Here is a 25,154-nt window from a genome sequence, read left to right on the forward strand (position 1 = left end):
CATAATTTTTTTCTATGTGGTTTCACATGTTTTATACACCCGCCGCCCCCCCCCCCCCCCGGGCGGGGCCCCCCCCGGCGTCGTACCGCACGGGAGGTGCCTGGAAGCTCAGCTCGCGGTGCAGGTCAGCGCGGGTGCGCCGACCGTTCCTGTGGAGGTGCCCTGGAAGCCGAAGCTGGTCGAGGCCGCGGGGGCGATCGCCCCGTTGTAGGCGAGGTTCACGGCGCTGACCGCGGCGCCGGTCTGGGTGATGGTGGCGCTCCAGCCGCTGGTCTCCTGCTGGTTGCCCGGCCAGGTCCAGGCCACCTTCCACCCGGTGGTCGCCGCGGTGCCGGTGTTGGTCACCGTGACGGTGGCGGTGAAGCCGGCGTCCCACTGGTTGTCCACGTGCAGGGCGGCGGTGCAGCCGTGGTTCCCGCCGGTACCGCCGGTGGTTCCGGTGGACGTGCCCGTCGATGTGCCGGCGGAGGTGCCGGTGCTCGTACCTGTGGAGGTGCCGGCCGACGTGCCGCTGCTGGTGCCCGCGGAGGTGCCCGTCGACGTGCCGGTGCTCGTACCCGCCGACGTACCGCTCGACGTACCCGCCGACGTACCGCTGGACGTACCGCCGTTGGTGCCGCCCGACGAGCCGCCGAAGCCTGGGGCCTTGATGCTGCTCAGGTAGCCGTCCTTGACGGTGTCCACGGTCTGCCAGTCGTCCTTGAGGATGCCGCCGGTGTCACCCGAGTCGGGATTCCACGACCAGAAGGTCCAGCTGAAGCTGTCGCCGCCGTTGCCGCTCGTCGGGCGCAGGTAGTCGACCAGGGTCTTGAGCCAGGTCTGGTCGACGGTCGACTGCAAGGTGGTGCCGAACTCGCCGACCCACACGGGGGCGATGTTCTGCTTGAACAGGTAGCCCCAGTATTTGTCCCAGATCGCCGACATGTTCGCCGGGAAGGACGGGTCGGTGAACCAGGTCTGCTGGGCGACGCTGGTGGCGTAGTCGTGGGCCGAGTAGACCACCCGGTTGGCCACGTTGAGCTGCACCGGGTACTGCCCGGCGCCCATCAGGTTGCCGCCCCACCAGCCGGAGACGCCGTTGAAGGTCTGGATGCCCTCGACGAAGATCAGCAGGCTGGGATTGACGCCGAGGACCGCGTTGCCCGCCCGCTGGGCCGCGAGCCGCCAGTCGACCGTGGTGTCGCCGCAGCCCCAGCAGGCCGGGTCGTGCGGCTCGTTGTGCAGGTCGATGCCGACGACGGCGGTGTTGCCCTGGTAACGGGTCGCCAGCGCCTTGAGGTTGGTGATCCAGGTGGTCTCAGGGACGGTGCTGGTGTACCACAGCGCGGACTGGCCGCCGGCGTCCGGGCGGTGCCGGTCGAGGATCACCCGCAGGCCGATCGAGCCCGCGTAGTTCACGATCTTGTCCATCACCTGGAGGGAGTTGAGGCCCTGGAGGTCGGTGTTCATGTTGTAGAAGTTGATGCTGTTGGGCATGGTGCCCGGCTTGAAGATGTCGTCGCTGTACGGCAGCCGGATGGTGTTGTAGCCCAGCGTCTTCATCTGGTCGATCATGCTCTTGTAGTCGCGCGACCAGAGGCCGTGCACCACGTCGTTGCTGGTCTCGAAGCCGAACCAGTTGATGCCCGCGATACGCACCGGCTGGTTGTTGGAGTCCAGGATCTGCCGGCCGCTGGTGTGCCAGTAGCCGGCACCCGCGTCGGCCGCGGGCGCGGCGGTGGTGGCGGCGGTGGCGTGGGTCTGCCCGGCGATCGACAGCAGCGCGAGCAGCGCAGCCGCGACGGCGGCGGCGAGCACCACCCGCAGCCGGCGCAGACTTTTCAGCGGACTTCGGGCGTCCGGATAGGGAACCACGGTGCGCTTCCTCTCAGTGGGGGGACGGAAAGCTTCAGTTCGTGGCGTGAGGAGTTGCCGGGAGGAATGTGGGAGCGCTCCCATTCGCAACTGTATGGAAGCGACGACACGGGAGAGCCGTCAAGGGGTCGCGCAGCGTTCAAGTTGTGAAGCGGGATAAACCAGTGGCGCCCGGTCGTCGGTTAGGCTTGCCTAAGTACGATCCGAAGCGGGCGCGGCGGGACGGACAGCCGTGCGAACGGTTCGCGGCGCACGCCGCGGCAGAGAGCGGGGCTCATTCATGGCGGACACAGTGGACAGACCGGCGCGCAAGCCGAGGAAGCCGCGGCACGCCACCGTGGCGCGCACCGAGCGGCTGACGCCGCACATGATCAGGGTGGTGCTGGCGGTCGACCCGGCCGACCGCCCGGAGATCGGCGAATACACCGACCACTACGTCAAGCTGGTCTTCGCACCCGAGGGCGTGGTCTATCCCGAACCCCTGGACCTCGAAGCGGTCCGCCGCGACCTGCCGCGCGAGCAGTGGCCGCGGACCCGTACGTACACGGTACGGACCTGGGACGCGGCGGCCGGGGAGCTGACCGTGGACTTCGTCCACCACGGCGACGAGGGCCTCGCCGGGCCGTGGGCGGCGGCGGCGCGGCCGGGCGACGGCATCTCCTTCATGGGACCCGGCGGCGGCTACGCCCCCGACCCGGCGGCCGACTGGCATCTGCTGGCCGGCGACGAGAGCGCGCTGCCCGCCATCGCGGCGGCCGTGGAACAGCTGCCGCCCGGCGCGGTGGCGAAGGTCTTCGTGGAGGTCGCGGGCCCCGCGGAGGAGCAGAAACTGCTCGGCCCCGGCGACGCGGAGGTCGTCTGGCTCTACCGGGGCGACCGGCCGGTCGGCGAGGCGCTGGTGGCGGCCGTCACCGCGCTGGACTTCCCCCCGGGCGACGTGCAGGTCTTCGTGCACGGCGAGGCGGGCTTCGTGAAGGAGCTGCGCCGCTTCGTCCGGGTGGACCGCGGCATCGCGCGCGAGCGGCTCTCGGTGTCGGGCTACTGGCGGCGCGGCGCCGACGAGGACGGCTGGCAGTCCTCGAAGCGGGAGTGGAATGCCGAGGTGGAGCGGGAGCAGGAGGCCGGCGGGCAGCCGTAGCCCGTACGCCCTTGCGCCCGCGGGCCGGTGGCGGTAGGTCGGCGGTCGGTCGGTCCGTGGTGGCCGGCCGCCGTATCAGGTGCCGCTGCCGGGGCGCTCCCCTTCCGCCGTACGGTCGGCGGCGCGACCGGTCGGCGGCGCGGGCCGCCTGCCGATCCCACCGGCCGGCGCCTCCGCCGTGTCGAGGTCGCGGAAGTGCTCCTCCAGCTCCGACCATCCCTCCGGTACGTCACCGGTCTCGTGCCAGCCGCGCCATTCGGCGGCGCCGCCGAGGGTGCCGGCCGCGATCTCGGCGAGCAGACCGCGGATCCAGGCCGCCTGCGCTTCGAGCATGCGGGCCTTGTAGTCGGTCTCGATCAGGAACACCCGGGGCAGTTCCGCGCCGAGCTCGGCCAGCACCCCGCGCAGGGCGGCGGCCTCGGTCTCCTGGGCGGCGGCCCGTTCGGTGAGCAGGTCCGCGGCCTCGTCCGGGTGCAGCGCCGTGATCAGCGAGAGTCCGGCCTCGAACGCCGGATACTCCCGCACGGGCACGGCGACCACGTCGGCGAGCCAGTCGTGCATCTCGACGCGGCCCTCGTCGGTGAGGCCGTAGAGGGTGCGCTCGGGGCGGCTGCCCTGCCGCTGGACCCCGGCGACGGTCACGAAGCCGTGTTTTTCGAGGTTCTGCACCACGGTGTAGAGCGAACCGTAGTTGATCTTGATGCTGTGTTCCTTGCCGCGCTGCCGCAGCACCCGGGCGATCTCGTAGGGGTGCATCGGGCGGTCGCCGAGAAACACCATGACCGCCAGGGCCAGCGGGTTCGAGACCTTGCGCCGCTTCGCCGTCCTCCCCACCCCGCCAATCCTCGGTACCGTATATCCGCCCCCGAATATATCGCGTGTCCGCGATCGGGGCAACCGCGATGTATCGCGAATCTGCGGCAGCATATCCCGCCTCGGGGCCGCGTGAGCACTTCGGCCCGCACCGGACACGGCGGCGTCATTCACCCGAAACACCGGGTCCTTAATTTCTGTCGATCGACAGGAATACCTGACCAAGGGGGCCGGCCCATGACCGCCACCGCACCATCGGACGCCCGATCGCAGCCGCCGAACGGCCAGGACCGCGAGGACACCGCGGGGCTCGCGGACTTCGGCTACCGCCAGGAACTGCACCGCAGCCTCGGCCGCTACGCCTCCTTCGCGGCCGGCTTCTCCTTCATCTCCGTGCTGACCACGGTCTTCCAGTTCTTCGCCTTCGGCTACTCCTTCGGCGGCCCGCGCTTCTTCTGGACCTGGCCCGCCGTCCTGACCGGCCAGCTGCTGGTCGCCGCGTGCTTCGCCGAACTCGCCGCCCGCTACCCGATATCCGGCGCCGTCTACCAGTGGTCCAGCCGGCTGAGCAACGCCGTCCTCGGCTGGTACGCCGGCTGGATCATGGTGCTCGGGCAGATCGTGGTGGTCGCCGCGGCGGCGCTCGCGCTGCAGGTCGTACTCCCCGCGGCCTGGTCGGGCTTCCAGGTCATCGGCACCGACGCCTCACCGGTCTCCTCGGACGGCGCGGCCAACGCGGCGCTGCTCGGCATCGTGCTGCTGGTGCTCACCACGGCGGTGAACCTGCTGGACAACACGGTCATGTCGCTGGTCAACCGGATCGGGGTGACGGCGGAGATCGCCGGCGCCGTCCTCATCATCGTGCTGCTGTTCACCCACGCCGACCGCTCCCCCGCGGTCACCGTGCACGCCGGCGGCGGCGGTGCCGCGCTGCTGGTCGGGTCCTTCGCCGCGGCCTACGTGATGATCGGCTTCGACAGCGCGGGCGAGATGAGCGAGGAGACCCGGCACCCGCGCCGGGTCGCGCCGCGCACGATCCTCACCGCGCTGGCCGCCGCCGGGCTGCTGGCGTCCCTGCTGGTGCTCGCCGCGGTGCTGGCCGCGCCCAGCCTCACCGACGGGCGGCTCGGCACGGACGGCCTGTCCTACGTGCTGACCAGCCGGCTCGGCGGCGGCCTCGGGCGGGTCCTGCTCTGCGACGTCGCGCTGGCGGTCGCGGTCGCCACGCTGGCCATACAGACGTCGGCGACCCGGATGCTGTTCTCGATGGCCCGCGACCGCGCGCTGCCCTTCTCCCCCACCCTGTCCCGGGTCTCCCGCCGCACCGGCCAGCCCGCAGCCCCCGCGCTGGTCGTCGGCGTGCTGTCGGCCGCGCTCCTGCTGCTCGCCTTCGCGTCCCCCGAGGCGTGGCTGGCCATCGGGACGACGTGCATCGTGATGGTCTACCTCGCCTACTCGATGGTCACGGGCCCGCTCCTGCTCCGCCGCCTGCGCGCCCCGCTCCCGCCCGCCACCGACGAGTCCGGCAACCCCGTCTTCTCGCTGGGCCGCTGGGGCGTCCCCGTGAACGCCGCCGCCCTCCTCTACGGCCTGGCGATGACGGTCAACCTGGCGTGGCCCCGGGCCGCGGTCTACGACCCCTCGGGCACGCACTGGTACTTCCAGTGGTCCTCCCCGCTGTTCCTGCTGGTCACGCTGGCGATCGGCTTCTCGTGGCGGGCACTGCGGTACCGGCGCCGGGAGCAGGCGACGCCGGAGCCCGCCGCCGGCTGAGCACGCTGAGCCTTGGCCGCCGCGCCGGGCGGACGGAGCGCCGCAGTCGCCGCCGCGGTGGCTGTTCCTGACGGCTGCCGACGGCCGGAGGGACGGCCGGAGGTCCCTGGCCGGGACACGGAGGCCGGGCGAGGGGTCACAGGCCCGCCAGGCGGAGTGCCGCGTCGGCGGTGGCCGCGGCGAAGAGCGGGGCCGGGCGGTCGGGGCCGGAGCGGTGGACGAGGATGACGCCCTCGATCAGGGCGAACAGCAGGTCGGCGCGGAGCGAGAGCTCGGCCGGGGAGAGAGCCGCACCGGCCTCCGTGGCGGCGAGCAGCGCGGCATACGCGGCCTTGAGGTCGGCCCGCGCGTCCCGGAAGGGCGCGAAGCGTTCCGCCGCCACCTCCGGCAGGAGGTAGAGGGCGCCGAGGTTGTACGGCCCGGCGCACAGCAGCTCCACGTCGGAGCGGCACAGCTCCCACAGCCGCCGCTCGGCTGGCCGGGACCCGTCGGCGAGCAGCGCGCGGGCGAGGGCGAGGGACGGTGTGACCGTGCCTTCCAGCAGCTCGGCGAGCAGATCCTCCTTGCCGCCGACGTAGTGGTACATCGACGCCTGCCGCATACCGGCCCGCTCGGCGACCGCCCGGGTGGTGGTCGCGGTGTAGCCGAGGGTGGTGAAGAGTTCGGCCGCCGCGGCGAGGAGTTCCTGCTTGGGGCTCATCCCGCTGTCGGGCCGCTGCTGCGCCCTGGGGCGCCCGACCCGCCGTCCGCTCGTACTCACCTCGTGATCGTCGCACAGCGCCCGCCCGCACCCCGCACCGACCGGGACCGGTGAGCGGCCGGTAACCCGCGCGCAACGCCCGGGCAATCGGCCCGAAGCCACCTCCGCCTAATTTCTGTCGGACGACAGAAATACCTGACGGAGGTGCAGCACCGTGGCGACAGGGACGACGTACGGCGCCCGGGACCACGCCCGGGCGCAGGACGGCATGCGCGTGGCGGCGATGCCGCTGGTGCCGGCGCCGGACGGGCTCGTATGGGCCGAGACGGTGGCGGGCGGCAACTACACGCACAAGGCGCTGGCCCGCGGGACCGAGCTGCGGCTCGCCGACCCGACCGGCACCGCGTGCGCGCATCTGCTGCTGTTCGCCGAGGGCCGCCCCTGGGAGCGGCTGAACACCGCGGACACGGTGAAGGTCCAGTGGAACGCCTACCTCGGTGCGGGCCGGCTGCTGCTGTCCGACCAGGGCCGGGTGCTCGCCTCGCTGATCGCCGACACCGGCGGACGGCACGACACGCTGTGCGGTACGTCGTCGGCGGTGCGCAACACCGCGCGCTACGGGGACGGTTCGCCGCAGGGCGGCACCCCGGCGGGCCGTGAGCTGTTCAAACTGGCCGCGGCCAAACAGGGGTTGGAGCCGCGCGACCTGCCGCCGTCGCTGTCCTTCTTCCAGGGGGTGCGGGTCGACCCGGACGGCTCGCTGGAGTTCGTCGGGTCGGCGGGACCCGGCGCGGCGGTGACGCTGCGCGCCGAGCAGCCGCTGACCGTCCTGCTGGCGAATGTGCCGCACCCGCTGGACCCGCGCCCGCAGTACGTGTGCGGCCCGCTGGAGGTACGGGCCAGGGCCGCCGCTCCGACCGGCCCCGACGACCCGCTGTGGGACGCCTCCCCCGAGGGCCGCAGGGCGTTCCTGAACACCGCCGAGCACCTCACCGCCAGGGGGCTGTGATGACCGCCGTGACCGTACCCGCACGCGCGCCCTGGTCCGCGGTGATCCCCGCGGGCGGCCTGCTCACCCTCACCGACCTGCACGGCAACCAGGCGGTGGACTTCCTGGTCTACGACGCCCGCGACACCGCCGTGCGCTACAGCGCCCCCGACACGATCCAGCACCAGGGCAACATCTTCCTGACCACCGGCAGCGTGCTGCTGTCCAACGAGCACACCGCGCTGATGACGGTCGTCGCGGACGGCTGCGGCGGGCACGACACCATCGCCGGCGCCTGCTCCAAGGAGTCCAACACCCTGCGCTACGGCCACCACACCTGGTCGCAGCACGCCTGCGTCGACAACTTCCTCGCCGAGGGCGCCCGTCGGGGCCTCGGCAAGCGCGACCTGGTGAGCAACATCAACTGGTACATGAATGTGCCGGTCGAGGACGACGGCACCCTCGGCATCGTGGACGGCCGTTCCGCGCCCGGCCTCGAAGTGACGCTGCGGGCCGAGACCGAGGTGCTGGTGCTCGTCTCCAACTGCCCGCAGATCAACAACCCCTGCAACGGCTTCGACCCGACCCCGGTACGGATGACGGTTGCCCTGCCGGAGGCACCAGAGGCACCGGAGACGGCGCAGACACCGGCAGCACCGGAGGCGGCAGCTGTACCGGCGACGGCGGAAGCGGCGGTCCGCGGATGACCTTCGACACGCTGCTGGTCGCCAACCGGGGCGAGATCGCCGCCCGCGTCATCCGTACCGCCCGGCGCATGGGCCTGCGTACCGTCGCGGTCTTCTCCGACCCCGACCGCGCCGCCCCGCATGTACGACTCGCCGACACCGCGGTGCGGTTGGGTCCGGCGCCGGCCAAGTCCAGCTACCTGGACGCCGACGCGGTGCTGGCGGCGGCCGAGCGGACCGGGGCGGGCGCGATCCACCCGGGGTACGGATTCCTGTCCGAGGACGCGGACTTCGCACGCCGCTGCGAGGCCGCGGGCCTGGCCTTCGTCGGCCCCGAGCCCCGGCACCTCGACGTCTTCGGCGCCAAGCACACCGCACGGGCCGCGGCCGAGGCTGCCGGCGTGCCGCTGCTGCCCGGCACCGGGCTGCTGGAGGACCTGGGCGCCGCGCTCGCCGCCGCGGGCGGACTCGGCTATCCGGTGATGCTGAAGGCCACCGGCGGCGGTGGCGGCATCGGCATGCGCGCCTGCCGCTCGGCCGAGGAACTGGCCGCGGCCTGGCAGCCGGTGCAGCGCGCCGCCGCTGCCGGCTTCTCCTCCGCCGGGGTCTTCCTTGAGCGGCTGGTGGAACGCGCCCGCCATGTCGAGGTGCAGGTCTTCGGCGACGGCCGCGGCCGGGTCGTGACCCTCGGCGACCGCGACTGCTCGCTCCAGCGCCGCCACCAGAAAGTGCTGGAGGAGGCGCCCGCGCCTGCGCTGCCCGCTGCCGTGCGGGACCAACTCAGCCGCAGCGCACAGGCCTTGTGCGCCTCGGTCGGCTACCGCTCGGCCGGGACGGTGGAGTTCGTCTACGACGCCGAGCGCGCCGAGGCGTACTTCCTGGAGGTCAACACCCGGCTCCAGGTCGAGCATCCGGTCACCGAGGAGACACACGGCGTCGACCTGGTCGAGTGGATGCTGCGGCTCGCCAGGGACGGCGCCGGCCCCGGCGAACCGCGCCGGCCCGCCGGGCACGCCGTCGAGGCGCGGATCTACGCGGAGGATCCGGCCCGCGGCCACCGGCCGAGCGCCGGGGTGCTCACCCGGGTCGCCTTCCCGCCCGGTGTGCGCGTCGACACCTGGGTCGAGACCGGCACCGAGGTCACCACCTCCTACGACCCGATGCTCGCCAAGCTGATCGCGCACGGCGCCGACCGGGACGAGGCGCTGGCCCGGCTCGCCGACGCGCTGGCCGCCACCCGTATCGACGGCATCGAGACCAACCTCGGGCTGCTGCGGGCCGCCCTCACCGACCCCGACCTGCGCGCCGCGACGCACAGCACCGCCACCCTGGAGGGCGTCACCGACGGCTCTCGGCGGATCGACGTCGTCCGCGCCGGCACGATGACCACCGTCCAGGACTGGCCGGGCCGCACCGGGCTGTGGCACGTCGGGGTGCCGCCGTGCGGACCGATGGACGACCTGTCCTTCCGGCTCGGCAATGAGGCGCTCGGCAACGACGAGGGCTCCCCCGGGCTCGAATGCACCCTCCTGGGACCGGCGTTGCGGTTCAGCCACGCCACCACGGTCTGCGTCACCGGCGCGCCCGCCCCCGTCACCGTGGACGGGCTGCCGGTGCCCCAGTGGGAGCCGGTGACCGTACCGGCCGGTGCGCTGCTGGACGTCGGGGCGCCGCGGGACGCCGGCCTGCGGACGTACGTACTGCTGGCCGGAGGTCTCGACGTACCCGGATACCTGGGCAGCACCGCCACGTTCACGCTCGGCAGATTCGGCGGGCACGGCGGGCGGGCGCTGCGGGCCGCCGACGTCCTGCACGGCGGCACCACCGCCGCCGGCGGCGGGCCCGTGCCGCCCGCGCGGCGCCCCGCGATCGGTACCGAATGGGCGATCGGCGCGGTCGAAGGGCCGCACGCGGCACCGGAGTTCTTCACCCCCGACGACATCAGGGACTTCTACGCCGCCGCCTGGAGCGTGCACTTCAACTCGGCCCGCACCGGTGTACGGCTGGTCGGCCCCAAACCGCGCTGGGCACGCGACGACGGGGGTGAGGCGGGCCTGCACCCGTCCAACATCCACGACACGCCCTACTCCGTGGGCGCCGTCGACTACACGGGCGACATGCCGGTGCTGCTCGGCCCCGACGGTCCCTCGCTCGGCGGCTTCGTCTGCCCGGCCACCGTCGTCACAGGACAGCGCTGGAAACTGGGCCAGTTGCGGCCCGGCGACACCGTGCGCTTCGTGCCGGTCACCGAGGACGCGGCGGCGGCGCTGCGGTCTGCCCCCGCGACCGCGCCGGTGCCGTCCCGGCCGGTGCTCGGCGACGGCGGCGTACTCGGCCGCGCCGAACCCGCCGCCTCCCGGCCCGCGGTGACCTACCGGCGCAGCGGCGACGACAACCTGCTGGTCGAGTACGGGCCGATGCAGCTCGACCTGGCCCTGCGGATGCGGGTGCACGCGCTCGCCGAGCACCTCGCCGCGCGCCGGCTGCCCGGCGTCCTCGACCTGACCCCCGGCATCCGCTCGCTGCAGATCCATGTCGACCCCGCGGTGCTGCCCACCGGCAAGCTGCTCGACCTGGTCCGCGAGGCCGAGGACCAACTTCCGCCGACTGACCGGCTGGTGGTGCCAAGCCGGACGGTCCACCTGCCGCTGTCCTGGGACGACCCGGCCACCCGCGAGGCCATCGCCCGCTACATGGCGGGCGTCCGCGACGACGCGCCCTGGTGCCCGTGGAACATCGAGTTCATCCGCCGCGTCAACGGGCTCGACTCCGTCGATGACGTCTACCGCACGGTCTTCGACGCGGAATACCTCGTACTCGGCCTGGGCGACGTCTACTTGGGCGCACCCGTCGCCACACCGCTCGACCCGCGGCACCGGCTCGTCACCACGAAGTACAACCCGGCCCGCACCTGGACCGCGGAGAATTCCGTCGGCATCGGCGGTGCTTATCTGTGCGTCTACGGCATGGAGGGGCCGGGGGGCTACCAGTTCGTCGGCCGTACGGTGCAGGTCTGGTCGGGCCGGGCCCGCCGGCAGCCGTGGCTGCTGCGCTTCTTCGACCGGATCAAGTGGTATCCGGTCGGCGCCGAGGAACTGCTCGACCTGCGGGCCGACATGGCGGCCGGGCGGCTCCGGCTGCGGGTGGAGGAGGGCGAGTTCGGGCTCGCCGGGCACCAGCGCTTTCTCGATCGCAATGCCGGGCCGATCGAGGCGTTTCGCCGGCGGCAGGCGGCGGCGTTCGCCGCGGAGCGCTCCGCGTGGGAGGAGGCCGGGGAATTCGCCCGGGCGGAGGCGGTCGCGCCGCCGTCCGCCGCGCCCGAGGCGGTGCCGGTCCCGCCGGGCGGGTGCGCCGTCGAGGCGGAGTTCGCCGCCGGCGTCTGGCAGCTCGCGGTCCGCCCGGGCGACACCGTGGCCGCGGGGCAGCACCTGCTCACGCTGGAGGCGATGAAGATGGAGTCCCCGGTGGTCGCGCCGGTCGCCGGCCGCGTCTCGACGGTCCACGTCACCCCGGGTGACCAGGTCTCCCCGGGGACGGTCCTGCTCACCCTCGCGCCAATCACCTGCGGTGGGCTTGAGGGTGCTGGGTGACTTCCCCTTGCGGCGCGCTTTCCGTGCGGCGGCACGGTGGCTTGTCGCGCGCTTCCGGCGCGCCTCAGGGGGTGCCGCTTGCGGTGGCGGCTCACACTTGCGGCACGTCCTGGCTGGGCGCCCAGTTCCCCGCGCCCCCGAAGGGGTGCCACTTGCGGTGCGTGGATGGCCGCGGCAGCGTCGTGGCGGGGCGCGCAGTTCGTCTGCCGGCGGGGAGGGGAAGCATTCGAGGGCGCGACAAGCCGCCGTGCGGGGGCGCTGTGGACGGCGCAGGACGGGGCGGCCCTGAGGGGCGCGGGGAAAAGCGCGACATGCCGTGACGCACCGCAGCCGTGCGATCCGTGGAGGAAGGGAACCGTATGGGGAGCGCAGAGCGCCGCGTCGCCGCGGCGTACGAGGGGATCGCCCGGGCAGGCAGGCCCGACGTGTGGATCGGGCTGCGGCCCGAGGAAGAGGTCGCCGCCGAGGCGCGGGACGTGGACGACCGGGCCGCGGCGGGCCAGGCCCTCCCGCTGGCCGGAACACTGCTCGCCGTGAAGGGCAACATCGACGTCGCAGGACTGGAGACGACGGCCGGCTGCCCGTCGTACGCGTACAGGCCCGAGGCCGACGCCCCGGCCGTCGCGGCGCTGCGCGCGGCAGGCGCGATCGTACTGGGCTCGACGAACATGGACCAGTTCGCCACCGGCCTGGTCGGCACCAGAAGCCCGTACGGCCCGGTCCACAGCGCGCTCGCGCCCGAGCGGATCAGCGGGGGCTCAAGCTCGGGCTCCGCCGTCGCCGTGGCGCTCGGCTTCGCCGACGTGGCGCTGGGCACGGACACCGCGGGCTCCGGCCGGGTCCCCGCCGCCTTCAACGGCATCGTCGGGCTCAAGCCGACCCGGGGCCTGGTGTCCACCGAGGGCGTCGTGCCGGCCTGCGCGAGCCTGGACTGCGTGAGCGTCTTCGCCCGCACACTGCCCGAGGCCCGCAGGGCGCTGGCGCTGCTGGCCGCCCCGGTGCCGCCGCCGCGGCGCCCGGGTCCGTGGCGGGTCGCGCTCGCCCGGGTCGCTCAGCTCGGCGAGCTGGACGACGGATGGGCGGCGGCGTATGAGGCCGCCGGGCAGCGGCTCGCGCGGGCCGGCGCGGAGGTCAGGGCGATCGACCTGACGCCCTTCAGCGAGGCGGCGGCGCTGCTCTACGACGGCGCCTTCGTCGCCGAGCGCTACACCGCCGTGGGCGAGTTCGTGGACCGCGACGGCGCGGACCTCGATCCGACCGTGGCCCGTATCATCCGCGCGGCCCGCGACCTGCCCGCGCACCGGCTGTTCGCGGACCGGGAGCGGCTGGCCGTGCTGCGGGCGCGGGCGGTGGCGGAGCTGGGGGACGCCGACGCGCTGCTGCTGCCGACCGCGCCGGGCCACCCCACCCTGGCGGAGGTCGCCGCCGACCCGATCGGCGCCAACACCCGGCTCGGCCGGTTCACCAACTCGGCGAATCTGCTGGACCTGTGCGCGGTGGCGGTGCCGGCCGGCGAGGTGGCCGGGCTGCCGTTCGGCGTGATGCTGCTGGGCGCGGCGGGCAGCGACGAGCGGGTCGCGGAGATCGCCGCGCTGCTGGAGCCGCCGCTGCGGCTGGCGGTGGTGGGAGCGCACCTGTCGGGCCAGCCGCTGAATCCGCAGCTGCTCGCGCTCGGCGCCCGGCTCGCGCGGACGACCACGACGGCGCCGGCGTACCGGCTGCACGCCCTGGACACCGTGCCGCCGAAGCCGGGCCTGGTGCGGGTCGCGGAGGGCGGCGCCGCGATCGAGGCCGAAGTATGGGAGCTGGCGCCCGCCGCGCTCGGCGCCCTGGTGGCCGCACTCCCCCGCCCGATGGCGCTGGGCAGGGTGACGCTGCGGGACGGCGCCGACGTGACCGGCTTCCTGTGCGAGCCGGCCGCGCTGGCCGGCGCCGAGGACATCACCGCGTACGGCGGATGGCGCGGCTACCTGGGCCGCGAGCGCACCTGAGCCGGGGGTCCGCCCGGCGGGTACGTACACTGTGCCGCACCACAGACCCACGGGGAGAGGACCACGGCCACATGCGCCACCGCACGATACTCACCGCAGGCGCACTCGCCGCCGCCCTGGCCGCCACCGCGCTGTCGGGCTGCTCGTCGTCGGACAAGAAGTCCGACGACGCGAAGTCCGGCACGTCCGCCCCGGCCGCGTCGGACGGTACGGGCGCGGGCGGCGCCACCGCCGCGCCCAGCGGCACCGCCGCGCCCAGCAAGGTCCCGGGCAAGTCGGTGGGCCACCTGGACTTCACCGGTGACGACAGCGGCAGCGCCGATTTCACCGGCGGCGTCAAGTGCCAGGTCAAGGGCGGCAAACTGATCGGGCTGACCACGCCGGACGTCCTGGCCAAGACGCAGATCTTCCCGTCGTTCATCGCGACCACGGCCGCCAGCCCGACGCAGGTGGCACTGTTCGCCGCCCCGGACAAGAAGACCTACTCGGGGCGGATCTCCAAGTCCGAGGGTGTGACCGCGAAGAAGAGCGGCGACACCTGGACTGTGACGGTGCAGGGCCTGCAGATCGCGCAGAGCTACGGCGGCACGGGCGGTGTGGTCACCCTCAACGGCTCCTTCACCTGCACCCACGTCGCCTGACGGGCGCGGGCAGCGGCGCCGCCCGCCCCCGCCCGCCGGTCACCGCGTCAACCCGCGTCACCCCACCGACGAATACGCCACGACGCCCCGCAGCAGACCGTCCACGGCCTTGCGCGCAGTGCGCCGGACGGGGCTGGCCTCCGGTGCCGCGTTGCCGATCTGGCCGAGGACGTCGATGAGCTGCTTGCACCAGCGCACGAAGTCGCCGGCCGGCATGTCGGCGTCGGTGAGGACCGCGTCCAGCGCGTGGCCCGAAGCCCAGCGGTAGGCGGGCCAGGCGAAGCCCAGATCGGGTTCGCGCTGGCCGACGCCCTCGGTCTGGTTGATCTTGTGGTCCTCCTCCAGGGCGTCGAGCCGGCCCCAGATCCGTACCATCTCGCCCAGCGCCGCCCGTGCGTTGCCGCTGGGCAGCTTCGGGGTGGCCGCGTCGTCGGCCTGCCGGGACTCGTAGACCAGAGCGGAGGCGCAGGCGGCCAGTTCAGCGGGGCCGAGGCCGTCCCACACCCCGTCGCGCAGGCACTCGCTGGCCAGCAGGTCCAGCTCGCCGTAGAGCCGGGCCAGCCTGCGGCCCTCGGGGGTGACCTGGTCGCCCTCCAGGTAGTCCAGCTCGGTGAGGACGGCGCAGACCCGGTCGAAGGTCCTGGCGATGGTGTTGGTGCGGCCCTCGATACGGCGTTCCAGCTGCTGGGTGTCGCGGCGCAGCCGGTGGTAGCGCTCGGCCCAGCGGGCGTGGTCCTCGCGGTCGTCGCAGCCGTGGCAGGGGTGGGTGCGGATGGCGGCCCGCAGCCGGGCGACCTCGGTGTCGTCGGCCGCCGCGGCCCGCTCCTTGCGGTGCCTGGCGGGCGCGGCCCAGCCGGCGGTGCCGGCCTTGGTGCGCATCGCCGAGGCGAGGTCGCGCCGGGACTGCGGGCTGCGCGGGTTGAACGACTTGGGGATGCGCATCCGGTCAAGCGCCTCGACCGGCACCGGGAAGTCGATCTGGGCGAGCCGCTTGACCTGGCGTTCCGCGGTGAGCACCAGGGGCCGGGGGCCGTCGTGGTATTCGCCGTCGCGAGGGTGGTGGCCCGCGGTGCGGCCGGCCGGCACCCCGGGTTCGAGCACCAGTGCGAGGCCGGCGTACTTGCCCGCGGGGACGTGGATGATGTCGCCGGGCCTGAGCTTCTCCAGCGCGTCGGAGGCCGCGGCCCTGCGCTGCACCGCACCCTGCCGTGACAGGTCGGCCTCGCGGTCCTTCAGCTCCCTGCGCAGCCGCATGTACGCGTCGAAGTCGCCGAGGTGGCAGGTCATCGACTGCTGGTAGCCGTCGAGGCCCTCCTCATTGCGCTGCACCTGCTTGGAGATGCCGACGACCGAGCGGTCGGCCTGGAACTGTGCGAACGACGTCTCCAGCAGCTCGCGCGAGCGGTGCCGCCCGAACTGGCCGACGAGGTTGACCGCCATGTTGTACGACGGCTTGAAGGACGAGCGCAGCGGATACGTACGGGTGCCGGCCAGGCCCGCGACGGCGCCCGGGTCGAAGGCGCGCTGCCACAGCACCACCGCGTGGCCCTCGACGTCGATGCCGCGCCGTCCGGCGCGGCCGGTGAGCTGGGTGTATTCGCCGGGGGTGATGTCGGCGTGGGTCTCGCCGTTCCACTTGACGAGCTTTTCCAGCACGACGGAGCGGGCCGGCATGTTGATGCCGAGCGCCAGGGTCTCGGTGGCGAAGACCGCCTTGACCAGGCCCTTGACGAACAGCTCCTCGACGACCTCCTTGAAGGCCGGCAGCATCCCGGCGTGGTGGGCGGCGATACCGCGCTCCAGGCCTTCCAGCCATTCGAAGTAGCCGAGGACGTGCAGGTCCTCGTCGGGGATGGCGCGGGTGCGCTCCTCGACGATGGCGCGGACCCGGAGGCGTGCCTCGTCGGTGTTGAGCCGCAGCCCGGCGTGGAGGCACTGCTGGACAGCGGCCTCGCAGCCGGCCCGGCTGAAGATGAAGGTGATGGCGGGCAGCAGGCCCTCGGAGTCCAGCCGTTCGATGACCTCGGCGCGGCTGGGCGTCCAGACCCGGCTGCGGGCCCTGCGCTCCCGCTCGCGGTCGGCTTCCTTGCCGCGTTTGGCCCGCGGGTGGTAGCTGCGCTGGTTCTCCATCCGGGCGAGCCGTTCGAGGTCGGCGTTGACCTCGCGGCGGCCGCGGTTGCCGGTCGCCGCGGCCTTCTCCTCGAACAGGTCGTACATCCGGCGGCCGGCCAGCACGTGCTGCCACAGCGGGACCGGGCGGTGCTCGGAGACGATCACCTGGGTGTCGCCGCGTACGGTGTCCAGCCAGTCGCCGAATTCCTCGGCGTTGGAGACGGTCGCGGACAGCGAGACCAGGGTGACCGACGGCGGGAGGTGGATGATCACCTCTTCCCAGACCGCGCCCCGGAAGCGGTCGGACAGGTAGTGCACCTCGTCCATGACGACATAGCCGAGGCCGTCGAGCGCGGGCGAGCCGGCGTAGAGCATGTTGCGCAGCACTTCGGTGGTCATGACGATCACCGGTGCGTCGCCGTTGACGCTGTTGTCGCCGGTCAGCAGGCCGACCTTCTCGGCGCCGTACCGCTTGGCCAGGTCGTTGTACTTCTGGTTCGACAGGGCCTTGATGGGGGTGGTGTAGAAGCATTTGCGGCCCTCGGCGAGGGCGAGGTGGACGGCGAACTCGCCGACGATGGTCTTGCCCGAGCCGGTCGGGGCGGCGACCAGGACACCGCTGCCCGCCTCCAGCGCCTGGCAGGCCTCTATCTGGAACGGATCAAGGCCGAACTCGTACAGCTCGCGGAACTGGGCGAGTGCGGTCGCGTTCTCCGCGGCGCGGCGACGGCTGGCGGCGTAGCGCTCGGCTGGCGACATGTCTTCTGTCATCTCGCTCATGAGCCTACCCGGCAGCACCGACACACCGCGTGATCTTTCTTTCTTCGGGGCACTCTTGCCCGCGGTCCCCCGTGGCCCCCGGCCCCACGGCCCCACCACCCGGCGGCGCGCGCGGCCCGGCTCAGACCGCCCGGCTCAGACCAGCAGCCGCAGCGCCCCGGGCACGGTCTCGGCCAGCAGCGGCAGCGGGCCGACCCGCTCACCGTCGGCGTATCCGGTGACGCCCTCGGCGGCCAGCCGCACCCGGGCGGCGCGGTGCACGGTGACCACCGGGTGGCGCGGGTGGGAGCCGCTGTAGACCAGCGGGAAGACCCGCAGCAGGGTGCGGCGGGAGCACGGGCCGACCACGCAGATGTCGAAGAGGCCGTCGTCCATCTCGGCGTCGGCGCACATCCGCATGCCGCCGCCGTAGGAGGAGCCGTTGCCGACCGCTATCAAGGTGGCGTCCAGCTCGCGCTCGGGGGCGTCGTCGAACTGCACGCGGTAGCGGATGGGTCGCAGCGCGGCCAGTTCGGCGAGCATCGCCACGTCGTAGCGGAAGCGCCCGGTGGGCCAGCGCATCCGGTTGCCGCGGTCGTTGACCCGGGAGTCGAAGCCGGAGGCCAGGATGGTGCCGAACCAGCGGTGGCCGGTCCTGCCGAGGTCGAGCCGCCGGCTGCGGCCGTCCCGCAGCGCCGCGGCGATCGTGCTGCCCGCGGCGGCGGGGTCGCCGACCGGCAGTCCCGCGACCCGGGCGAAGTCGTTGCCGGTGCCGGCCGCGACGACGCCGAGGGGGGTTCCGGTGCCGGCGACCGCCTGGAGGGCGAGCGAGACCATTCCGTCGCCGCCGACCGCGACCAGGGCGGCGGTGCCGCCGTCCACGGCCTTGTGCGCCTGCGCCAGCGCGTCGGCGGCGTCGCTGCCGACGACCGTACGGACCGCGAGGCCTGCCGCGCGCAGGGCGTCAGCGGCGGGCGCGGCGGCGCGCGCGCCTCGGCCGCGGCCGGAGGTGGGGTTGACGAGAAGGGTGACGTCGCTGGTCACGGGCGTACGGCGTCAGGTCGCGTCGTCGTAGTCGTCGCCGCGCCCGTCGTCAAGGGAGGACTCGGCGTCGACCTGCTCGGGAATGTGGTCCAGGCTCGACGCCTGGTCCGGGTCGAGCCCGAAGTCCGGGTCGGCCGCGCGGCGGCGGGACCTGCGGGAGTCGTTGAAGAAGCAGACGCCCATCGCCATGAAGTACAGCAGCACGATCGGCGCGGCCAGCAGCGACATGGTCAGCGGGTCGCCGGTGGGTGTGGCGACGGCGGCGAAGACCGTGATGCCGACGACCATGCCGCGCCACCAGCCGAGCATGCGTTTGCCGCTGACGACGCCGGTGAAATTCAGCAGGACCAGCACCAGGGGCAGCTCGAAGGCGAGCCCGAAGACGATGATCATCCGGACGACGAGGTCGAGGAAGTCGTCCAGCGGCAGCAGGTTGGTGGTGTCGTCCGGCACGAAGCCGATCATGATCTTGGCGGTCTGCGGCAGGATCTCGTAAGCCAGCACCGCGCCGCCGAGGAAGAGCGGCACGCCCGCGCCGACGAAGCCCAGCGTGTAGCGCTTCTCGTTCTTGTGCAGGCCGGGAGCGAGGAAGCCCCACAGCTGGTAGAGCCAGACCGGGGACGCGCCGACCACACCGGCCATCAGCGAGACCTTGAGCGCGATCGAGAAGCCGCCCATCAGCCCGCTGACCGTCATCTGGGCGCAGGCCTGGCTGTCCTTGTCGGCCGCCGACTTGCCGTCGAGGCACTGCACGTCATCGGGGATCCGCTGCTGGAGCAGGTGGATGATGTGCTTGTAGAAGAACGCTGCCACGATGGTGATGACGATGATCGCCAGCACCGACTTGAACAGCCGGTTGCGCAGCTCACGCAGGTGGTCCGCGAGCGGCATCCGCCCCTCGGGGTCCTTCTCCTGCTTGCGGGCAGTCTTGAGCACCCACGTCCTCGTCTCGTGCGGGCAGCCGTCGGCGGCGTGTCTCGGCCTGGTCGTTCACCTGGGGCCCGGGTACCGGCGGGCCGCCGGTACCTGGCGGCCGGTCAGCCGGTGGTCGTGGTGCGGTCCTGCTCGGTGACCGGGCGGGCGCTCGCGGTGTCGCCGGGGGCGGCCTGGATCGTACGGGCCGGCGCCTGCTCCTGCGCGGCGGTGCCGGGCTGGGCCGGGGGCGTCGGGTCGTCGCTCTTCATCGCCTTGGCCTCGCTCTTGAGGATGCGGGCCGACTTGCCGAGCGACCTGGCCATGTCGGGCAGCTTCTTGGCGCCGAAGAGCAGGATGACGACGAGAAGGATCAGGACGAGCTCAAGGGGCTTGAGGTTGCCGAGCATGATGGGTCTACCTTCTCACCGGGGGGCGGCGTGGTCCGTGCGGTACGTCTGCGGCGACCGGTGGTCGGACGTCTCCGGCCGTCGCCTACGCATGTGATCGTAGCGTGCGCCGGTGAACGCCGGTGTATACGCCGGATTCCACCGGGTTGCGGCCCCGCCGCGGTCCGCTCGGGATAGTGCCGGGTCGCCGGGTCAGCCTACCTTCACCTGCCGTCGGGCGGCAGGTTCAGCGGCGGGTGATCTCGCCGGCCCGCTTCGCGACGGGTTCCGCGGCCCGCTGGAGCCGGTCGCTCGCGACGGTCAGCGCCTCGGTGCTGACCGCCACCTGGGCGGCCAGTCCGCTCACCGCGGCGAAGACCCGGGCGGTGAAGACCGCGAGCACCATCAGACCCGCTGCCGCCAGGCCGACGCTGAGAAAGAGCCACCACATGGTCCGGCAGCCTACCGCTGCAGCCGCATCGTACGGACACCGCCGACGGTGAGCAGTTCCACTATCCGCTCACCGGCCGGTTTGCGGACCGCCGTGCCGCACTCGGGGCAGGTGAAGGAGTAGAAGGTGGTCTTCGCGCTGCCGCCGATGGCCAGCAGCAGATGGTCCGCGCCCAGCTCGAAGCTGGTCCTGCAGTGCGGGCAGCCGGCCCGGAAGACGGCCGGGCCCGCGGCGGGCGGTGGACAGGTCGCCGTCATCGTCGGTCCTTCACTCCCCATAGCCGGCCATCGCGAGTACGGCCGCGTCGCGCGCGTCGCCGGCCAGCGCGGCGGGCGACACGATCCGGCCGTCCCGGCCCAGCCGCAGCGCCAGCCGGCGCAGCGAGCCGGGGTCGGGGGTGCGCAGGGTGATCCGCAGGCCCCCGTCCGGCAGCTCCTCCGCACTGTCGTGCGGATAGTACTCGGCGACCCAGCGCCCGCCGGGACCCACCTCGATGACCACCTCGGGGTCGTCGCCAGCGGGCTGCACCAGCCCCTGCGACAGGTCGCGCGGCTCGATGCGCGGCGGGTCGGACGGCTCGTCGAGCAGCCGGATCTCGGCGACCCGGTCCAGCCGGAAGGTCCGCCTGTCCTCCGAGAGCCGGCACCAGCCCTCGACGTAGGTGTGGCCGACCGCGAACAGCCGGATCGGGTCCACCTCGCGCTCGGTCAGCGCGTCGCGGGCCGGCGAGTAGTAGCGCATCCACAGCCGGCGCCGCTCGGTCAGCGCCCGGTCCACAGTCGCGAAGACACTGCCCTCGGACTCGAAGGTCACCGACAGCTGCGCGCTGCCGCCGGCCGCCTCGCCCGCCGCGGCCTCCAGCTTGGCGCCGGCCCGCAGCAGCGCCTGCCGGTCGCTGTCCCGCAGCCCCGGCAGATTCGCCACCGCGCGGGCGGCGACCAGCAGCGCGGTGGCCTCGTCGGCGGCCAGCCGCAGCGGCTGGGCCACGTCGTCGGCGGTGCCCGGGTTGTGCCACCAGATGCGCTCGCCGTCGGTGTCGATGTCCAGCAGGTCGCCGCCGCGGAAGCTGGTGCCGCACAACGGCAGCACATTGAGGTCGCCGATCAGCTCGGCCTCGGTGACCCCGAAGGCCCGCGCGACCTCGCTGACCCGGGCGCCGGGCCGCTCGCGCAGATAGGTGACCAGCGACAGCATCCTGCGGGTCTGGTCGATCGCGTTGCTCATCCGGTGTCCCGCCTGCCGTCCTGCCCGCCCATACGGTCCGCTCCCCCGCTCATCGCCGCCACCCGCTCAGCCCTTGGCCACCGCGCGCAGCCGCTCCAGCACCTCGGTACGCAGCTCGTCGGGTGCCAGCACGACGACGTCGGGGCCGAATTCGGCGAGCCAGGCGTCGAGCCCGTGCCCGTAGGGCACCTCCAGCTCGTCCCAGTCGGCGTCGACCGGGGTGGTGTCCACCGCCCTGGCCCGCAGCGGGTAGCCGCTGTCGCGGCGCAGCCGGATCGTGGCGGTGGTGGTAGCGCCCTCGCCGGCCCAGCGCGCGACGGTCTCCCGTACGTCCACATGCGCCGGCACCTCGACGGTGAAGGCGCCGCGCGCCTTGACCTTCCCGCTGATCCGGGACAGCCGGAAGACCCGGACGGCGCCGCGGTCCCGGTCGTGGCCGGCCAGATACCAGTGGCCGCGCCAGCACTCCAGCGCCCACGGCTCGACCTGCCGCGGCTCGGGGCGCACCGCGTTGGCCTTGCGGTAGTCGAAGGTCACGACCCGCCGCTCGCGGGTGGCGAGCATCAGCGCCTCGAAGGCCGGCTCGGGGGTGGGGATCCGCGGCTCCAGCGCGCTGTGGGTGTCCTCGTACGGCACCCCGGCCGCCCGCAGCTTCTGCAGCGCGCCGCTGGCCGCCTCGGCGAGCCTGGCCTGCTGCCAGACCTTCGCGGCCAGCGCGAGGGCGGCGGCCTCCTCGGGGTCCAGCGCGATGTCGGGCAGCCGGTTGCGGTCGCGGCGGGCGAGATAGCCGAACTCGCCGTCCAGATTCTCCACGGTGTCGATGACCAGGCCCAGCTCGCGCAGGTCGTCCTTGTCCCGCTCGAACATCCGGTTGAAGGAGTCGTCCGAGGTGACCTCGTGGTAGGCCTCGATGGACGCGCGCAGCTCGCGCTTGCTCACCGGACGCCGGGTGTTCATCAGGCACAGCGCCAAGTTCATCAGCCGCTCAGCCTTGGCAATCGCCATCCCGCACCCTTCGTTTCGGCCCTGATCGCTGACCGTACCGCTCCCGGCTGCCAGCACAAAAGCCGAGGAGCCCCGGCCGCGAGGCCGGGGCTCCCCTGCGGCTCACCGGGTGCGCGGGCCGACGGGCGCGCCGCCGTTCCCGGACGCCCGGCGGCGGCCGGGAACGGTCAGACGGCGACCAGGTCGCAGACGAAGATCAGCGTCTCGCCCGGCTTGATGGAGGCGCCGGCGCCGCGGTCGCCGTAGGCGAGGCGGGCCGGGATGGTCAGCTGGCGGCGCCCGCCGACCTTCATGCCCTGCACACCCTGGTCCCAGCCGGCGATGACCTGGCCGATGCCCAGCTGGAACTGCAGCGGCGCGCCGCGGTTCCAGCTCGCGTCGAACTCCTCGCCTGAGGAGAAGGCCACGCCGACGTAGTGGACGGAGACGGTGTCCCCGGCCTTGGCGACCGGCCCGTCGCCCTCCCAGATGTCCTTGATCTCCAGGTCGGCCGGCGGCTCGCCGCCCGGGAAGTCGATCTCGGGCTTCTCGATGCTCACTTCGATGCTCCTTGTGCGGTTGCGTGCAACCGGGACAGTCTTACAGAGTCGCGATGATGTCCACCGAGAAGACCAGCGTGGCGTTGGCCGGGACGGGTCCGTTGGCCTGGTCCTTGTAGGCCAGGGCGGGCGGGGTCACCAGCATCACGCGGCTGCCGACCTTCTTGCCGGTCAGGCCCTGCGTCCAGCCGGGGATGACGCTGGACAGCGGGAAGTCGGTGAGCTGGTTGCGCGAGTAGCTGGAGTCGAACTCCTTGCCCCCGTCCCACAGCACGCCCTTGTACTGCACCAGCAGGGTGTCGGTGGCCTTGACGACGGCGCCGTCGCCCTCCAGGACGTAGTTGGACACCAGCTTGGTGGGCGCCTTGCCCTTGGGCAGGGTGATGGACGGGGCCTTGCCGTCGGTGTTGGTGCCGACCTTCGGCAGGCTCGCGTCGGTCTGCGGCACGACCGTGCCCTTGGCGGACTCCTTGCCGGTGTAGACCTTGAGCACGTCGACCACGAAGACCAGTGTGTCGGTGCCCTTGATGCCGGCGTCCGGGTTGCCCGAGGTGCCGTAGCCGAGGGCCGGCGGGACGGCCAGCTCGATCCGGCTGTCGGCCTTGGCGCCGATCAGTCCCCGGTCCCAGCCGGGGATGACCTTCTGCACACCGATCTGGGTGGTGTAGGGGTGCTTGCCGAAGGAGGTGTCGAACTGCTTGGCGGTGTCCCACACCTGGCCGAGGTAATTCACCTGAACGTAGTCACCCGAGGCGACCGCTGTGCCCTTGCCGGGGATCACGGTCTTGACCGCGAGGTCGGCGGACGGCTTGCCGGTGCCCTTGGCCACGGTCGGCTTGGTGTTGAAGGCGGTGCCCTTGGTGATCGCGGGGACCGGGCCGTCCACGATCTTGGGGGTGGGCGTGGCGCTCGGGGACGCGCTCGGGGACGCGCTCGGCGAGTCCGAGGCCGTGGGCGATTTGGAGGCCGCTGAATCGCTCTTCTTGGTGTCCTTGCCGCATCCGGCGGCGGTGAGCATGAGCGCGGGCACGGCGAGCAATGCGGAGCGTCGGCGCACGGATTCCCTCGGTTCGGGTCGGAGGTGGGGGCGGAGTGTCTTGATACCGCCCCACACCCTACGGCGTGCCGCAGGCCCCGTACGAGTTCCGTACGGGGCCTGTGGGTGCGCTGTGACGCCCGGGCTACATCCCGGCGATCAGCTTCTCCACCCGGTCGTCGACCGATCGGAAGGGGTCCTTGCACAGCACGGTGCGCTGCGCCTGGTCATTGAGCTTGAGGTGCACCCAGTCGACGGTGAAGTCCCGGCGCTGCTCCTGGGCACGGCGGATGAAGTCGCCGCGCAGCCGGGCCCTGGTGGTCTGCGGGGGCACGGACTTGGCCTCGAAGATCTTGAGGTCGTTGCAGATCCTGGCCGCCTGGCCCTTGCGTTCCAGCAGGTAGTACAGGCCGCGGCGGCGGTGGATGTCGTGGTAGGCGAGGTCTATCTGGGCGACCCGGGGGTGCGACATGGTGATGTTGTCGCGGTTCCGGTAGCGCTCGATGAGCTGGTACTTCATCACCCAGTCGATCTCGGTGCCGATCCTGGACAGGTCGCCGCTGCCGATCGACTCCAGGGTGCGGCCCCACAGTTCGAGCACCTGCTCGATGACGCCGCTGCGGATGCCGCGGCGCTCGCAGAATTCGACGGCCTTGGAGTAGTACTCCTGCTGGATGTCCAGCGCGGACGCCTCCCTGCCCGAGGCGAGCCGGACCTTGCGGCGGCCTGTGATGTCGTGGCTGACCTCGCGGATCGCCCTGATCGGGTTCTCCAGGGTCAGGTCGCGCATCACGGTGCCGGCCTCGATCATCCGCAGCACCAGGTCGGTGGCGCCGACCTTGAGCAGCATCGTGGTCTCGGACATGTTGGAGTCGCCGACGATGACGTGCAGCCTGCGGTAGCGCTCGGCGTCGGCGTGCGGCTCGTCCCTGGTGTTGATGATCGGCCGGGAGCGGGTGGTGGCCGAGCTGACGCCCTCCCAGATGTGCTCGGCGCGCTGGCTCACGCAGAAGACGGCTCCGCGCGGGGTCTGCAGCACCTTGCCCGCGCCGCACAGCAGCTGCCGGGTGACGAGGAAGGGAATCAGGATGTCGGCGAGCCGGGAGAATTCCCCGTGCCTGGCGACCAGGTAATTCTCGTGGCATCCGTAGGAGTTGCCGGCCGAGTCGGTGTTGTTCTTGAACAGGTACACATCCCCGGCGATGCCCTCTTCGTGCAGCCGGCGTTCCGCGTCGACCAGAAGGCCTTCGAGGATGCGTTCACCGGCCTTGTCGTGCGTGACCAGTTCGGTGACGTTGTCGCACTCCGGAGTGGCGTACTCCGGGTGCGAGCCGACGTCGAGATAGAGACGGGCGCCATTGCGGAGGAAAACATTGCTGCTCCGACCCCATGACACGACACGGCGGAAGAGGTACCGCGCCACCTCGTCAGGGGACAGACGCCGCTGTCCCCTGAACGTGCATGTGACGCCGTACTCGTTCTCCAGCCCGAAAATGCGGCGGTCCATGT

At 72.6% G+C, this 25,154-nt stretch carries 21 protein-coding genes; 7 read left to right on the forward strand and 14 right to left on the reverse strand.

Features of this window, described 5'->3' with window-relative positions:
* Positions 1 to 108: 108 nt before the first annotated feature.
* Positions 109 to 1,938, reverse strand: a complete 1,830-nt coding sequence (locus tag V7E46_RS09250; protein ID WP_443054096.1) for a cellulase family glycosylhydrolase — start codon at positions 1,936 to 1,938, stop codon at positions 109 to 111.
* A gap of 196 nt (positions 1,939 to 2,134) precedes the next feature.
* Here V7E46_RS09250 and V7E46_RS09255 point away from each other — a divergent pair, with 196 nt between their 5' ends.
* Positions 2,135 to 2,992, forward strand: a complete 858-nt coding sequence (locus V7E46_RS09255) for a siderophore-interacting protein (protein WP_333767967.1) — start codon at positions 2,135 to 2,137, stop codon at positions 2,990 to 2,992.
* Positions 2,993 to 3,067: 75 nt separating this feature from the next.
* Here V7E46_RS09255 and V7E46_RS09260 read toward each other — a convergent pair whose 3' ends face one another.
* Positions 3,068 to 3,826: a PadR family transcriptional regulator gene (locus tag V7E46_RS09260; protein ID WP_443054097.1), complete on the reverse strand. Its 759-nt coding sequence runs from the start codon at positions 3,824 to 3,826 to the stop codon at positions 3,068 to 3,070.
* 216 nt (positions 3,827 to 4,042) lie between these two features.
* On the opposite strand from V7E46_RS09260, the gene V7E46_RS09265 reads away from it, so the two are divergent.
* A complete protein-coding gene (locus V7E46_RS09265; protein ID WP_333767968.1) occupies positions 4,043 to 5,578 on the forward strand; it encodes an amino acid permease in 1,536 nt (511 codons plus the stop codon).
* 136 nt (positions 5,579 to 5,714) lie between these two features.
* Here the strand turns inward: V7E46_RS09265 and V7E46_RS09270 are convergent, their stop codons facing one another.
* On the reverse strand, positions 5,715 to 6,278 hold the full coding sequence (locus tag V7E46_RS09270; RefSeq protein WP_333768014.1) for a TetR/AcrR family transcriptional regulator: 564 nt from the start codon (positions 6,276 to 6,278) through the stop codon (positions 5,715 to 5,717).
* Positions 6,279 to 6,492: 214 nt separating this feature from the next.
* Between V7E46_RS09270 and V7E46_RS09275 the strand changes: the two genes are divergently transcribed.
* From V7E46_RS09275 to V7E46_RS09295, 5 genes are all read left to right on the forward strand, one after another.
* The gene (locus tag V7E46_RS09275; protein WP_333767969.1) at positions 6,493 to 7,287 is read left to right on the forward strand and encodes an urea amidolyase associated protein UAAP1; all 795 of its coding nucleotides are present in this window, start codon (positions 6,493 to 6,495) and stop codon (positions 7,285 to 7,287) included.
* Positions 7,287 to 7,973, forward strand: coding sequence for an urea amidolyase associated protein UAAP2 (locus V7E46_RS09280; RefSeq protein ID WP_333767970.1), 687 nt, complete (start codon positions 7,287 to 7,289; stop codon positions 7,971 to 7,973). Before V7E46_RS09275 ends, V7E46_RS09280 begins: the two co-directional genes overlap by 1 nt.
* Positions 7,970 to 11,542: an urea carboxylase gene (gene uca / locus V7E46_RS09285; protein ID WP_333767971.1), complete on the forward strand. Its 3,573-nt coding sequence runs from the start codon at positions 7,970 to 7,972 to the stop codon at positions 11,540 to 11,542. The genes V7E46_RS09280 and uca overlap by 4 nt, the downstream gene beginning before the upstream one ends.
* 359 nt (positions 11,543 to 11,901) lie before the next feature.
* Positions 11,902 to 13,533, forward strand: a complete 1,632-nt coding sequence (locus V7E46_RS09290; protein ID WP_443054098.1) for an allophanate hydrolase — start codon at positions 11,902 to 11,904, stop codon at positions 13,531 to 13,533.
* Positions 13,534 to 13,604: 71 nt separating this feature from the next.
* Positions 13,605 to 14,174, forward strand: a complete 570-nt coding sequence (locus tag V7E46_RS09295; RefSeq protein WP_333767973.1) for a hypothetical protein — start codon at positions 13,605 to 13,607, stop codon at positions 14,172 to 14,174.
* Positions 14,175 to 14,231: 57 nt separating this feature from the next.
* Here V7E46_RS09295 and V7E46_RS09300 read toward each other — a convergent pair whose 3' ends face one another.
* The 11 genes from V7E46_RS09300 to pafA all read right to left on the reverse strand — a co-directional run bounded on the left by V7E46_RS09300 (position 14,232) and on the right by pafA (position 25,152).
* Complete coding sequence (locus tag V7E46_RS09300; RefSeq protein ID WP_333767974.1) at positions 14,232 to 17,057, reverse strand: DEAD/DEAH box helicase; 2,826 nt, start codon at positions 17,055 to 17,057, stop codon at positions 14,232 to 14,234.
* A gap of 144 nt (positions 17,058 to 17,201) precedes the next feature.
* A complete protein-coding gene (locus tag V7E46_RS09305) occupies positions 17,202 to 18,089 on the reverse strand; it encodes a diacylglycerol kinase (protein WP_333767975.1) in 888 nt (295 codons plus the stop codon).
* 12 nt (positions 18,090 to 18,101) lie between these two features.
* Positions 18,102 to 19,025 carry a twin-arginine translocase subunit TatC gene (tatC, locus tag V7E46_RS09310; protein ID WP_333767976.1) on the reverse strand — a complete coding sequence of 308 codons (924 nt, stop codon included), beginning with the start codon at positions 19,023 to 19,025 and terminating at the stop codon, positions 18,102 to 18,104.
* A 101-nt stretch (positions 19,026 to 19,126) separates the two neighbouring features.
* Positions 19,127 to 19,411 (reverse strand): Sec-independent protein translocase subunit TatA, encoded by a 285-nt coding sequence (gene tatA / locus V7E46_RS09315; protein WP_329180538.1) that lies wholly within the window; start codon positions 19,409 to 19,411, stop codon positions 19,127 to 19,129.
* Positions 19,412 to 19,637: 226 nt separating this feature from the next.
* Positions 19,638 to 19,841: a hypothetical protein gene (locus tag V7E46_RS09320; protein ID WP_333767977.1), complete on the reverse strand. Its 204-nt coding sequence runs from the start codon at positions 19,839 to 19,841 to the stop codon at positions 19,638 to 19,640.
* An 11-nt stretch (positions 19,842 to 19,852) separates the two neighbouring features.
* Positions 19,853 to 20,119, reverse strand: coding sequence for a hypothetical protein (locus V7E46_RS09325; RefSeq protein ID WP_443054099.1), 267 nt, complete (start codon positions 20,117 to 20,119; stop codon positions 19,853 to 19,855).
* Entirely contained in the window at positions 20,109 to 21,065 is a 957-nt protein-coding gene (locus V7E46_RS09330) for a helix-turn-helix transcriptional regulator (protein ID WP_333767978.1), read from the reverse strand. The genes V7E46_RS09325 and V7E46_RS09330 overlap by 11 nt, the downstream gene beginning before the upstream one ends.
* A 66-nt stretch (positions 21,066 to 21,131) precedes the next feature.
* A complete protein-coding gene (locus tag V7E46_RS09335) occupies positions 21,132 to 22,070 on the reverse strand; it encodes a helix-turn-helix transcriptional regulator (protein ID WP_333767979.1) in 939 nt (312 codons plus the stop codon).
* Between the two features lie 167 nt (positions 22,071 to 22,237).
* A complete protein-coding gene (locus tag V7E46_RS09340; RefSeq protein ID WP_329180529.1) occupies positions 22,238 to 22,609 on the reverse strand; it encodes an FKBP-type peptidyl-prolyl cis-trans isomerase in 372 nt (123 codons plus the stop codon).
* Positions 22,610 to 22,649: 40 nt separating this feature from the next.
* Positions 22,650 to 23,666 carry an FKBP-type peptidyl-prolyl cis-trans isomerase gene (locus V7E46_RS09345; RefSeq protein ID WP_333767980.1) on the reverse strand — a complete coding sequence of 339 codons (1,017 nt, stop codon included), beginning with the start codon at positions 23,664 to 23,666 and terminating at the stop codon, positions 22,650 to 22,652.
* Positions 23,667 to 23,790: 124 nt separating this feature from the next.
* Positions 23,791 to 25,152: a Pup--protein ligase gene (gene pafA / locus V7E46_RS09350; protein WP_033178209.1), complete on the reverse strand. Its 1,362-nt coding sequence runs from the start codon at positions 25,150 to 25,152 to the stop codon at positions 23,791 to 23,793.
* Between the last annotated feature and the right edge of the window lie 2 nt (positions 25,153 to 25,154).

Source organism: Streptomyces sp. IBSBF 2435 (assembly GCF_036815005.1).
GTDB lineage: Bacteria > Actinomycetota > Actinomycetes > Streptomycetales > Streptomycetaceae > Actinacidiphila.